This window comes from Hymenobacter sp. BT188 (assembly GCF_014333585.1).
Classification (GTDB): Bacteria; Bacteroidota; Bacteroidia; order Cytophagales; family Hymenobacteraceae; genus Hymenobacter.
The window spans coordinates 266,895-280,234 of the sequence record NZ_JACSCW010000006.1 but is presented as its reverse complement, the minus strand read 5'-3'; the positions used below and the strand labels follow the sequence as shown (position 1 = coordinate 280,234).

Sequence of the window (13,340 nt, the reverse complement as noted above, 5' to 3'; positions counted from 1 at the left end):
AGGGGGGGAGCTAGCCTTAACCTTAGCTTTTCGCTCAGCCTCTTTCCACCCAAAGCTATGTTACTCAAACCCATCCAACTGTACTTGTATCTGCGCCGCAAATGGCAGCTACCCATGCTGTTGGTGTTGCTGGCTGCGCTGCCAACGCTGGCTGGCCCAACTGTGCCGGGCGCCGAAGTCTACGTTTCGACACAAAAAGGAAAAGGTGGCTTTACCCTAGCGGCGGGGGGCAAAACGGCGCCACTTTACGCCAGCAATTCCGACTGGCCGGGCGTACTGCGCGCCGCCAAAGATTTGCAGGCCGATATCAACCGCGTCACCAAGCTTACCCCCACCTTCACCACCGATAAAGCACCGGCCGGCAAAGAGGTTGTACTCATCGGTACCCTAGGAAAAAGCCCCCTAATTGATGGGTTGGTAAAAACTAAGAAGCTCGACGTATCAGGCGTGGCGGGCAAGTGGGAAACCTTCGTGCTGCAAGTGGTGGAAAAACCCATGCCCGGCGTAGAGCGTGCCTTGGTCATTGCCGGCAGCGACAAGCGCGGCACCATATTCGGCATCTATGACTTATCGGCCCAGATTGGCGTGTCGCCGTGGTACTGGTGGGCTGATGTGCCCACGCCCCAGCAGCAGGCGCTGTACGTGGCACCCGGCCGACACACCCAGGGCGAGCCGAAGGTGAAATACCGGGGTATTTTCCTTAATGACGAGGCGCCAGCCTTGAGCGGTTGGGCTAAGGAAAAATTCGGCGGTATCAACTCTAAAATGTACGTCCATGTATTCGAGTTGATTCTGCGCCTGAAGGGCAATTACCTGTGGCCCGCTATGTGGGGCAATGCCTTCAACGACGATGACAAGCAGAGCCCCGTGCTGGCCGACGAGTACGGCATCGTAATGGGCACTTCGCACCACGAGCCTATGGTCCGCTCACAGCAAGAATGGAAGCGCTTCGGCAGCGGCCCCTGGAACTACCAGACCAACGAAAAAACTTTGCAGGACTTCTGGCGGCAGGGTATCAGGAACATGGGTACCAAAGAAAGCATCATAACCGTGGGCATGCGTGGCGACGGCGACGAGCCCATGAGCGAGGGCAGCAACATCACCTTGCTGGAAAAAATAGTAGCCGATCAGCGCAAAATTATTGCCGAGGAAACCGGCAAGCCCGCCGAGCAAACGCCTCAAATGTGGGCCCTCTACAAAGAGGTGCAGGACTACTACGACAAAGGCATGCGCGTGCCCGACGACGTGACCCTGCTGCTATGCGATGACAACTGGGGCAACCTGCGCAAGCTGCCCAAGCTAGGCGACAAGCCCCGCAAAGGCGGCTACGGCATATACTACCACTATGACTATGTAGGCGGCCCGCGTAACTATAAGTGGCTCAATACCAATCCAATTCCGCGCATCTGGGAGCAGATGCATCTGGCTCATGAGTACGGCGCCAACCAGATCTGGATTGTGAACGTGGGCGACCTGAAGCCCATGGAGTTTCCCATCAGCTTCTTCCTCGACTATGCCTGGAACCCTGATAAGATAGGCGCCAACCAAATCGACGATTACACCCGGCAGTGGGCCGCCCAACAGTTTGGGAACAAACACGCCGCTGCTATTGCTGATATTCTGGCTAAGTATGCTAAGTACAACTCCCGCCGCAAGCCGGAATTGCTGAACGAGAAAACGTACAGCCTGACCAACTACCGCGAGTTTGAAACCGTGGTAGCCGACTACAATAAGCTTCTGGTGGATGCGGAGCAGTTAAACGAAAAAATGCCCCCCGAGCACCGTGACGCGTATTTTCAGTTGGTGCTGCACCCTGTAAAAGCCGGCGCCAACCTGAACGAGATGTACTACACCATCGCTCAGAACCATCTCTACGCCCAACAGGGCCGCGCCAGCACCAACGATTTGGCCACCAAAGCCAAGCAGCTGTTTGAGCGCGACGCCGAGATTTCCCGCTACTACAACCAGACGATGGCCAAGGGCAAATGGAACCACATGATGGACCAGACCCACATTGGCTACACCTACTGGCAGCAGCCCCCCGCCGATAAAATGCCCGAAGTAAAGCAGCTGACTCCTGCTGCCACCGCCGACATGAGCGTAGCCATCGAAGGTGCCGAAGCCGCTTGGCCCCAACAATCAGGCGAGGCCGTGCTGCCGACTTTCAACTCCTACCAGCAGCCCACTCGCTACATTGATGTGTTCAACCGCGGTACTGCACCTTTTGAATACACCGTTCAAACCGGTTCGCCGTGGCTGCGCGTTACCAAACCAGCTAAACTAGACAAGGAGCAGCGCTTGCTGGTCAGCGTCGATTGGGGCAAAGCGCCTGCTGGCACCACGCGCGTGCCCATCACCATCAGCGGACCGAACAATAAGAATGTAGTAGTGCAAGCGGTAGTGGAAAACGCGGTGGGGGGCAAATCCAATCTGGCGAAAGGCTTTGTGGAAACAGATGGCTTTGTGTCGATAGAAGCTGAACACTACAGCCAGGCCGTGTACGGCAGCAACGTGAAGTGGCAGACTGTTCCGGACCTGGGCCGCACCCTTTCGGGCGTAACGGTTTTCCCCAGAGCTATTCCGAGCCAGACGCCCGCCGGCAACAGTCCGCATCTCGAATATAAAGTGCAGCTGACGGGCAGTGGACCAGTAACCGTGCAGGCATATTTGGCCCCCACACTCGACTTTACCAACACCACTGGCCTGCGCTACGCCGTGTCGTTTGATGACGAAGCGCCACAGCTCGTTAACCTGCACACGGGCCTGAACCCAGATAACGGCAACCGACCTTGGGAGCAAGCGGTGGCAAATAATATCATCATTAAAACTTCCACCCACACGCTGGCCAAGCCCGGTGAGCATGTACTGAAGTTCTGGCTCGTTGACCCCGGTGTAGTACTGCAAAAGCTGGTGGTAGACTGGGGCGGTGTGAAGCCCAGCTACCTCGGGCCACCTGAAAGCTTTTCGGGCGCCACGCCCGCGCCAAAAGCCGCAGAGGCATCGAAAGGCAGCGTGGGTAGGCGCTAATTCGTTGGAGCCTGCCTATGCTTAAAAGCCTCTCCTTTGGGGGGCTTTTTTTGCGCCCTAGCACTTCTAATGTGCTTTAAAAACTCAATGAGTAAATCGGTTGAATTACTGATCAGCTAAGGTGGCTTAGAGTAGTGGGTAATTGCTTTAACAACTTAAATTATACCGATTTAGAGAAATTTTACGGCCGCAGTCTGACTTGCTTTTCCAGCTTCAAAACAGGCGCAATTATTGAGAAAATGTCGGTGGATGCAACTTAGATTGCCCACTCACATCGTATGTCATCTTCCCCTATTGTTCAAGCTACGCGGCTCTGGCAGGCTATGCTGGGCCAGGAACACGAAATGCCGCGCTCTTTCCTCTGGCAGTATGTGCAGGAAATGGAGCCCGATGAAGCCGGCCCCATCGATTGGAAAAACCGCCATCCCAAGACGCGCATTTACCTGTAAAGTGGCCAGGTTATCTGCGTTTTGGGCACGTATGAGCAGTGGTGCCGTCGCTAGCTGGCTTATACAAAATGACACGCTGTCCCTCTGCAGCAGCACGGCCTGAATTAGAGCTGACTTGAGTAGATCAAGCCGTCTGAGATGAAAAAAGTTAATAAAAAGTCCCCCAGACAACTGGACGATAAAAAAGCAGTCGGTTGCTTTTCGCTTCGGTGCAAAACCGCAATAGCTACAGGTAGTCGCAAGGCTGCATAGCAAGGAAGCAGATCCGTTATATACTATTGGTTACCGTCTTACAATCAGAGGGTTGTTTGGTTGCGTTTGCTGAGCTATTGCTTCAGAAAGCAAACACAGTAGATTTGTTCATAATTCTATAGTGAGTTTCGAATAAATTCTATTCATAATCAGTAGTATAGCGTTGCTCTTCCTCAATGTCTGGTGTTAAGTTATTTGTTTTATGTCTTGCCTGTCCGCTTTCCATCATGAGCAGCCAAGCGCAAAATCCCGCTGGCGCAAAACCCGTTGAGACCTCGCAGCAGCTTTCCGTACGCATTACATTGCCCACCTCCGTGGGATTAATTGGGGATTATGCCAGCATCCTCTTGTCGAAAGAGGATGACAAGCTGAAAAAGCTCACCACTCGCCGCCGTCCTCGCACTAGCAATCCAACAGTTATTTTTGCAGTTCCGCTGCCTAAGAATTGGCTTACCAAAAAGTTAGCAAAAGATGATTAGTATTATTTCTCCCTAAGCTGCCCTTTTTCCATACTGGAATGCAAGAAATGGAAGCAGTAGTATATCAATCGATACCAAGCATTCCTGCCAGTTTACTTCGCTGTTTCAGCACCGGCTTCCCCTATGAAATTTGATGGTCAAATAATAATTAGCATTCTGCTGGCCCAACTGCTGGTAGTGCGAATCTTGCGCCGGTTTTTTGACCTGCCCAATCGCCTGCCTCATTGGGATAAGCTGCTTGGGTGGATCTGGGTGCCGGGGGTGGGACTAGGTATTATTGACCTCCTGTTCAACTTTCGCAACGACCAGCTGGACGAAGTGTATATGCTCTTCGCCTTTATGGTTGTAATACTGGTCGCACTGGCTTTACGGGATTACCGACCGGCCCGCACTGTGTTGCTGGCCGTAGTGCCTTACACCGTGTACTCCGCTATCGAACTGGTGCTGGTAGTATCGGGCTGGAAGCTGGGCGAGAACTATGAAGACGCTTTCGACGCTTCGCAGGGCTTCACGGTCATATGGATGATTACATTTCTGCTGATTGCCCGCAATCAGAAAAAGCACCTTGAGAAAGAGCGCCTATTGCGAGAGGAGGAGGAACAGGAAAAGCAGCGCATAGCAACCCAAAACGCTGAGTTGGAGCGACTCGTAGCCGAGCGTACCGCTACGCTTACCAAGCAGACGGAGGAATTGAGCCAGGCATTAACTGAGCTTAAAACCATGCAGACCCAACTCATTCAGGCCGAAAAAATGGCCAGTTTGGGCGAGCTGACCGCCGGTATTGCCCATGAAATTCAAAACCCGCTGAACTTCGTGACCAACTTTTCGGATGTAAGCGCCGAACTGATTACGGAGCTGGAGGAGGAAAAGCGCAAGCCTACCCGCAATGCCGATCTGGAAACCGAGCTGCTGGTTGATTTGAAGCAGAATCTGCAAAAAATTACCCACCACGGCCAACGAGCGGCGTCCATTGTGAAGGGAATGCTGGAGCACAGCCGCGCCAGCACGGGCGAGCTACAGCCAACCGATATAAACACGCTGGCCGACGAATACCTGCGCTTGGCTTACCACGGCTTAAGGGCCAAGGACAAAACCTTCAATGCCACCCTATACACGAACCTGTATCCGGAGCTGGGGCAGGTAAATGCTATTTCGCAGGATATAGGGCGGGTGTTTCTCAACCTCTTTACCAATGCATTTTACGCGGTTCAGAAAAAGAAGGAGTGCGTATCTGATGGCTACGTGCCCACGGTGAGTGTGAGCACCCGCCGCACCGAGGCCGGCGACGTAGAAGTGCGCGTGCGCGACAATGGCATGGGCATGCCAGCCACTGTAAAGGATAAGATTTTTCAACCCTTTTTCACCACCAAACCCACCGGCGAAGGCACCGGCTTAGGCCTGTCGTTGAGCTACGATATCGTGACTAAAGGCCACAATGGGTCGCTTACGGTGGAAAGCCAGGAAGGCGAATACACGGAGTTTACCATTCGCATACCTGGCTGAAATAGAGTGTTATACGCACTCTTCCTTGGTAAGCTTTTCATTTATCATAATGGCAGCAAGGGAGCCCTCGGCGGCAGCCAGAATGGCCTGCTGCATGCCGGCCGTAGTGTCGCCGGCGGCATAGAGGCCGGGCACTGAGGTTTGCTGCTTTTTATCCGTCCAAACGGCGCCTTTGCTATTGAGACGACAGCCTAGTTGCTCAGCCAGATTAGTGCGTTGGTGCTGGTGCGGATGCACGAACAGCGCCTCGCGCACCAACTTGTCGCCATTCTTGAACAGTACGTGTTGCAGACCGTCTTTCTCGGAGCCTTCCAGGCGTTCAATAGGCTCTTCATGCACCTTAATACCTTGCTTGTGCAGGCGCTGACGGGCCTTATCTGTCAGGCCGCCGGGGCCATCGGTGCATACTACCACATCCTTCGACCACCGGCTGACAAGCAACGCCAGGCCCGTAACTCCTTTTCCCCGGCCGTATACCGCTAACGCCCGGTCGCGCACCTCCCAGCCGTGGCAGTAGGGGCAATGCAGCACGCCGCGTCCCCAGAACTCGCGCATGCCTTCTAGGGGGGGCAATTCATCCTCTACGCCCGTGGCCAGCAATACTTTGCGCGCCGTTATGCTGCGGGTGCGGCTGGCTTCCGTATCGGCCACGATGGTAAAGCATTCGTCGCTCACGCTAACCTCGGTTGCGCGCAAGGGGCAAACTTCCACACTCGGGTAGGCCGTCAGCTGTTCCAAGCCCAAGCGCAGCAGCTCACTGGGTTGCACACCATCGCGGGTGAAGAAGCCCCATACGGCGGGGGAGGGGTCATTGCGCGGAGCGCCGCCATCGCACACGAGTACGCGGCGTAGGCAGCGGCCCAATACCAGCGCCGCGCTCAGCCCGGCGCTTCCGGCCCCTATGATAATAACATCGTAGTCGGTGGCAGGTCGAAGACGGCGGGCAGCTTTGGGAAGAGGAGGAGCTGTAGGCATAAGAAACACAGTAGAAACCCCTATACCAAAAAAGCCCCCCAGCGGTTAGGCCGGGGGGCTTTTTTTAAGTAGAAAATATTTAAAAGCAATTAGCTAAAGTAGATGCAAGTAGCTAAACCTAATATACTTGGCTGCGCCCGCTCTCATCAGTCAGGTTATGCAGCGTTTGAGTAAAGCTCGCTTGTGAGGCCAAGTCTTCTAGATTCAGGTGCAGGCGATACTTCCAGAAATGCTGCGGATTAGAGGGCACGTTAATCTGCTCATCGTGCGGGTTTTCGCGGCGCAGGTCAGCATTCATAGCCAGCAAATCCTGGAGCGGGAAAATAGCCCACATGGCGGGCGAATGCAGGTGCTGCACGTTTATTTCACGCGCTATCCAGGGCTCGCAGTACTGGGGGGCAAATTCGCCCCGATGGCCGAGCAAGTCTTCAAAAAAACGCTGGGTAATGTCGCGGTCTTCTTCCCACCAGCCGCGCAAAGTGCTCATATCGTGCGAGCCAGGGCTGACAACGGACAAGTAAGGTGCATGCGCAGGGTTGCCAAATTCAACCTTGGGGTCGGAGGGCATGCGCTGGATGTTGAGGCCCAGCATGCCCAGCTCGCGCATGACGCCCGGCACGGAAGCCGGCACCATACCTAAGTCTTCACCGCAGATAAGCATATCGGTGGCGTAGCGCACGGGGGGCAATTTTACCAAGCCCTGTCGCCGCCAGAAATCCTCGTGGCGACGGAAGAAGAAATCGTTGTAGATCTCATTAATAAGATGGCGATTATGATCGTCCAGCTCCTTAAACGACGTGCTCAGATACACCGTGATGCGCGGGTGGTAGAAGTCGGGCTCGTCGGCGGGCACAAACAGTACTTCGTTCACCAGCTTGTACAGGCCCGTGCGCAGCCAGCGTAGGTGCTCGGCATTGTTGGGGTCTGCGGCAATTCGCTGGTCAAATAACGCCTCCATCTGCCGCTGGGTGCGCACGTAGTCTTTGAGGCGAATAGCGCCGTAGCCGGCATCCTCCATAAACTCATCAAAGACGGCCTGCGCCTGCGCGTGGAAGATGTGCTGAAGCATGTGCCAGCGGATATACGGCTCGCACAAACGCCCATAGTCAAACCAGCCCAAGCGCTGCTCAATCTCGTGCCGATGCATCGGCAAAGCGGGCGCGAAGTGCCCCAGAAGGCCTTCCACCGAATGCCCTGGAATTTCCCAGATGCGGAAGAAGCCTAGAATATGGTCGATGCGCAGCACATCGAAGTAGCGGGCCAGATGGCTCAGGCGGTTGCGCCACCACTGGTAGTTGTCCTCGGCCATGCGCTCCCAATTGTAGGTGGGGAAGCGCCAGTTTTGGCCCGTCACCGAGAAGTCGTCTGGCGGAGCGCCGGCTTGGCGATCCATATGGTAGAGCTCGGGCTGGGTCCAGGCATCCACGGAGTGGCGATAAATGCCGATAGGCAAATCACCCTTGAGCACCACACCGCGCTCACGGGCGTATTCTACGGCTTCACGCAGCTGCTTATCGAGGTGAAACTGGGTGAAGAAGTGCAGGCCAAACTCGTCGAAATTGGGCTGGTCGGGGGCCGTAAGCTGGTCGAGATTTTGGGGCGTCCGAAACTCTTCGGGCCACTGCTGGAAGTCAGCCGTGCCAAACCGGTCGCGCAGGGCCGAAAAGGCAGCGTAGGGCACCAGCCATTCATTTTGCTCCACCCAAAACGCTTTAAAAGCGGGATCAGCGAGAAAAGCAGCCTTCTCCTGTTGATATAGAAGTTTGATAAACTTCCATTTGGCCTCCATCACGGGCTCATAGTCCACAAAGTCGCGGGCGTTCAACTCCTCGCGCAGGCGGGCCAGCTCCTTGCGGTCGGCGGGCTTAGCCAGCTCCGCAATACCATCCAGATGCAGGTACAGTGGATGCAGGGCAAACACTGAAATTGCCGCGTACGGGTAAGAATCGACCCAGGTGTGGGTGGCCGTGGTATCGTTAATGGGCAGAATCTGCATCAGTTTCAGGCCCGCTTCCGCCGACCAGTCGGCCAGCATCTTCAGGTCCGAAAATTCGCCCACACCTAATCCCTGCTTCGTGCGCAGGGAGAAAACCGGCAGCGCAACTCCGGCTCCGCGCCAGTTGCCAGCTGGGTAGCGAAACCCCTCATCCGCCCGCACCCGCAAGGTATTGGCAGGCGTGGGGGGCAAAATTACTCGGTCGTCGCCGGTTTCCAGATGAATGATCTGGCCAGTTTGCGAGTCGCGGATGGCGTACTTGTACTGGGTGTTCTGGCTAGGCTGCTCCAAGGCTACCTGCGCTGTCCAGGTAGGATAATCTTGGTCGTCCAGAACAACGGCCCGACTAGCATCCCAGGCGCCTAAAGCTTCATCAGAGCCCAGAATACAAACTTGGTGGTGAGGCGCTACCCGTGGCGCTACCAGCTGAAATCGGATGGCTCCCGCAGACCCGATTTCAGTTGCGGATGCTATGGCGCGGGCCTGTGCAGGGGCTACGTGCGACCCCCGACGAAACAGGGCTTTGGTGAAGGCAGCCGTGTGCAGCTCATTGTCGGGCTCGGCGGGAGCGCGCCAATAATCTTCCAGCATGAGGCGAGTAAAAAGCCCCCCAGAATCAGCCACCACCCGATTGTGACCCCACTCCCACTGCTTGCTGCCGTCGCGCTCGTCGAGCAGCACGTACTTGTATTCAATGGGATGAGGGTGGTCAGTGGGGATGCTTATTTCCTGAGTCCAAAGGCCCGTGCGGGCCGCGTAATGCAAAAAAAGCGCGTGGTCGAGGTTCCACTGGCCCAGGCTGGGCTCGGAGCCGCAGACCGCAATGCGCTGGCCAGGCTCGGTGAAATAGGGGAGAGAGAAGCGGATAATCATTCGTAAGAAATCAGATGGGGGCGAAAGATAAGTTTTACTACGCTTTATAGCTGTGCTAAGTAGTAGCTACCTAATCAGGCGGACAAGGTTCGGATAAGTTGGCGCTTCTTACAAAAATTTGATAATCTGAATCTATATAGCTACATAGAGTATATGATAAAATAAATTCTATTATTTCTTAATTTAATAATAAAAAGTCACTCAAAATGATGAAGATTTCTACCCTCGCCAAGTGGGGCATGGCCGTCTTGCTCTTGTCTTCGTTGAGTAGCTGCGAAGACGTTCTGGAGAAATACTTTCCACGGCCCACCCCTAGTGTCCCAACGTTTCCGAGCTTGGGGCTAGATATTCCTTTTTACGCTTTGTCGGGTGGCAGCCGGTTGGATGCATACTCGACCAAGGCCCCCGCCACGCGCACAAGCTCAGTGGCTATTACGGGCTTAGCCAGCGGCGAAACTCTATTGGCCATTGACTTTAGGCCCGCTACCGGGCAGCTCTACGGGGTGAGTAATGCTAGCCGCCTCTACGTGATTAACCAAAATACGGGTGCCGCCCACGCCATTGGCACTGGCGCCTTCACACCTACCCTAGGGGGGGATTTGGTGGGCTTTGACTTCAACCCCACGGTGGACCGCATTCGTCTCGTCACTTCTACGGGCCAAAACCTGCGTCTGAATCCCGAAACGGGCACCGTAGCCAGCACAGATGGCAGCATTAATGGTGTTACGGGTGCTAGTATTACGGCGGTAGCCTATACCAATAACGTGGCGGGAGCCACAACGACAGAATTATATGCCATCAACTCGGCAAGCCGGCAGCTCTATCTGATCAGCAAACCTAATGAAGGCACCGTAGCGCCGATAGGAGGGCTGAATTTAAGTATCATCGGGAACGGTGGCTTCGATATTGATGGGAAGTCAGGCACAGCTTTGGGGCTGTACGCCGTGAGTGGCAATCCTACCTTATTTGCCGTTGATCTTGCTACGGGTGCCGCCAAATCTCTGGCACAGTATGATATAAGCCTGGATTATTCGAGCATTGCCATCCCTACATCACCGGTGGCCTATGCTATTACTATCAACAATGACTTATTAATTGTCAATCCAACAAATCCTTCCACTTCCATTTCCAAGCCCATCATGGGACTGACGCCGAGTGAAGAACTGGCAGGCTTGGATTTTCGACCACTGAATGGGCAGCTATACGCCCTAACTGTGCAGCGTCCGCAGGGTGGTCCTCAGATGGATAATGCCCGCCTGTACACAATCAATGCTGCTACTGCCGAGGCTACCCGGGTGGCCAGCTTATCTATTCCATTGGTGTTCAGAGGTACCTATGGGTTTGACTTCAACCCCGTAGTAGACCGCATTCGAATTGTAAGCCGCTCTGGCATGAACCTACGGGTCAACCCAGTAGACGGCACAGCTATCCAAGATGGTGACCTGAATCCGGGCACGCCAGTAGTGGAAGCCGCAGCTTATAGTAATAACTTCGCAGGCGCCACTACGACCAATCTGTACGTAATCGATACTAGGGATTTCAGCTCCAGGGCGCCTTTTTTGTCCGCAAAGCTGTTTCTACAAAACGCGCCCAATGCAGGAACGTTGATAGAGGTTGGTAATCTGGATCTCAATGCCGGTCCCGGCAGCAACTTCGATATTGGTGGCACTACCAACACGGGCTATGCTGTTTTGAATACTACCGGTAGCACGGAGTTATACACTATAGATCTAGTGACTGGTAAGGCTACCAGCAAGGGAGTATTTGGTAGGAGTTCCGGGGGTATCGGTACGAGTGGCTTTACCGTTGGCCTAGGGTTTTAGATTCAATAGCTTCTCATCCTAGTAGGAGAATAAACGACAGTCCCGACTGATATAAATAGAGCTGTCGTGTACTAGCATCGAAGCCAGATAAAGAAATTAAAATTTTCTAAGACTGAATCTGATTAGGTCTATTATTTATTTTCTCAATCTTATAATTCAAGTAACATGGTAAAAACCTTCTCCCTCGCCAAGTGGGGTATGGCTGTCTTGCTGTTGTTATCGCTGAGTAGCTGCGAAGACATTCTGGAGCAGTACTTCCCTAAGCCTACTCCGCCTACCATTCCTACCTTCCCCCCTTTAGGTCAAGACATTGCGTTTTACGCGCTGGCTGGGGGCACACAGCTTGATGCCTACTCTACGGCTAATGCCGCCACGCGCACCAGCTCCGTTTCGATTACGGGCCTCACTGGTGGCGAGCGGATCTTAGCCATCGACTTCCGCCCCGCTACGGGTCAGCTCTATGGGGTGAGTAGTGCCAGTCGGCTGTACGTCATTAACCAAAACACCGGCAGAGCCCACGCCATCGGTACCGGGCCGTTCACGCCCGCGGTGCAGGGCAACCTAGTAGGCTTTGATTTCAATCCGACCGTGGACCGGATTCGGGTAGTGAGCAATACGGGCCAGAACCTACGCCTGAATCCTGAAACCGGCACTGTAGCCAACACTGATAGCAACATTAATGGTGCAACCGGTGCTATGCTGACAGGTGTTGCCTACACCAATAACACGGCGGGCGCCACAACCACAGCTCTGTATGCCATCAACACGCTGAACAAGTATCTCTACCTAGTTCCCTCCCCCAATGCAGGTACGGTGGCTGCCGTGGGCAACCTGAACCTACCCGTAAGTGGAGAGGGCGGCTTCGATATCGATGCCAAGACGGGCACGGCCTTAGGATTATACAACGTGCACGGAAAGCCTACGCTCTTTACCCTGGATTTAGCCACGGGCGCGGCGCGGACTCTGGCTCAGTACAGTACCAGCTTGGATTACGTTGGTATTGCAATTCCTACGCGAGCGGTAGCTTATTCTCTTGGGTTTTCCATTAGTGGTGGCAGCACACCTAGCTTATCCGTTATTGATCTTACAAATCCTGTCGCCTCAGCTATTGTGAATAGGCCAATCACTGGGTTAAGCCCGGATGATGCGTTAATTGGGCTTGACTTTCGTCCGGCTACTGGGCAGCTCTATGCTTTGTCCGTACAAAGGCCACCTTTTCCGGCCCCGCAAGGTGACAACAGGCTATACACAATCAACCCAGCAACGGGCGCTGCTACATTAGTGGCTACCTTAAATGTGAGAGTAGATGATATCAGCCCAGGTTTCGATTTCAACCCTGTAGTGGACCGAATTCGCATAGTAACTAGTAGTGGCCAAAACTTGCGGGTCAATCCCACAGATGGGACGGTAGTCGAAGATGCCGCGCTCAATCCGAGCGGTAGGGGCATCTATACCGCGGCCTACTCCAATAACTTTGTGGGCGCAACGTCCACTACCTTGTATGTCATGGGCCAAGTACCAAGCGGGCGATTTACCTCTGTCGCAACGCTTTATCAACAAAACCCGCCGAATGCTGGTACTCTGGTAAGCATCGGCGATTTAGGAATTCCAGCCGTAGCCACTGGTAGTTTTGATATTGGTGGCACGAGTAATAATGGCTATGCACTTCTCAATATTTTCGGCTCTACTGACTTGTATTCTATCGATTTATCTACAGGCAGGGCCACGAGGCTAAATGAGGGCGGCAACTACAACCTCGTGACTTCAGCATCGGGCTTTGCCGTGGGCTTAGGCTTCTGAGTTATTCCCGTTTTTCAGTCTCGTATCAAAACAAAGCCCCGGCTCTTGAGCCGGGGCTTTTTTACGTTCCACAAGTTCTTCGTCTACTACTCATCGCATTTCGAGACTTTCGTGCTTCACGCTACACAAGTCGGTATATATAGAGCGTTCTACAATCAAAAAA

8 protein-coding genes are annotated in these 13,340 nt (G+C 54.0%); 6 read left to right on the top strand and 2 right to left on the bottom strand.

The window, feature by feature from the left end; translation table 11 throughout:
- Positions 1 to 57 precede the first annotated feature (57 nt).
- From H8B13_RS18020 to H8B13_RS18005, 4 genes are all read left to right on the top strand, one after another.
- Entirely contained in the window at positions 58 to 3,027 is a 2,970-nt protein-coding gene (locus tag H8B13_RS18020; RefSeq protein WP_261990438.1) for a glycosyl hydrolase 115 family protein, read from the top strand.
- Positions 3,028 to 3,305: 278 nt separating this feature from the next.
- Positions 3,306 to 3,476 (top strand): hypothetical protein, encoded by a 171-nt coding sequence (locus H8B13_RS18015; RefSeq protein WP_187312209.1) that lies wholly within the window; start codon positions 3,306 to 3,308, stop codon positions 3,474 to 3,476.
- Positions 3,477 to 3,904: 428 nt separating this feature from the next.
- Positions 3,905 to 4,207, top strand: coding sequence for a hypothetical protein (locus H8B13_RS18010; protein ID WP_187312208.1), 303 nt, complete (start codon positions 3,905 to 3,907; stop codon positions 4,205 to 4,207).
- 123 nt (positions 4,208 to 4,330) lie between these two features.
- Positions 4,331 to 5,710, top strand: a complete 1,380-nt coding sequence (locus H8B13_RS18005; RefSeq protein WP_187312207.1) for an ATP-binding protein — start codon at positions 4,331 to 4,333, stop codon at positions 5,708 to 5,710.
- A gap of 9 nt (positions 5,711 to 5,719) precedes the next feature.
- On the opposite strand, the gene H8B13_RS18000 is transcribed toward H8B13_RS18005, so the two are convergent.
- Together H8B13_RS18000 and H8B13_RS17995 are read right to left on the bottom strand one after the other, a co-directional pair.
- The gene (locus tag H8B13_RS18000; RefSeq protein ID WP_187312206.1) at positions 5,720 to 6,685 is read right to left on the bottom strand and encodes an NAD(P)/FAD-dependent oxidoreductase; all 966 of its coding nucleotides are present in this window, start codon (positions 6,683 to 6,685) and stop codon (positions 5,720 to 5,722) included.
- Between the two features lie 118 nt (positions 6,686 to 6,803).
- Positions 6,804 to 9,554 (bottom strand): 4-alpha-glucanotransferase, encoded by a 2,751-nt coding sequence (locus H8B13_RS17995; protein ID WP_187312205.1) that lies wholly within the window; start codon positions 9,552 to 9,554, stop codon positions 6,804 to 6,806.
- Positions 9,555 to 9,760: 206 nt separating this feature from the next.
- Here H8B13_RS17995 and H8B13_RS17990 point away from each other — a divergent pair, with 206 nt between their 5' ends.
- Both H8B13_RS17990 and H8B13_RS17985 read left to right on the top strand, forming a co-directional pair.
- Complete coding sequence (locus H8B13_RS17990; RefSeq protein ID WP_187312204.1) at positions 9,761 to 11,377, top strand: DUF4394 domain-containing protein; 1,617 nt, start codon at positions 9,761 to 9,763, stop codon at positions 11,375 to 11,377.
- A 165-nt stretch (positions 11,378 to 11,542) separates the two neighbouring features.
- Positions 11,543 to 13,177 (top strand): DUF4394 domain-containing protein, encoded by a 1,635-nt coding sequence (locus H8B13_RS17985; RefSeq protein WP_187312203.1) that lies wholly within the window; start codon positions 11,543 to 11,545, stop codon positions 13,175 to 13,177.
- The last annotated feature ends 163 nt before the right edge of the window (positions 13,178 to 13,340 follow it).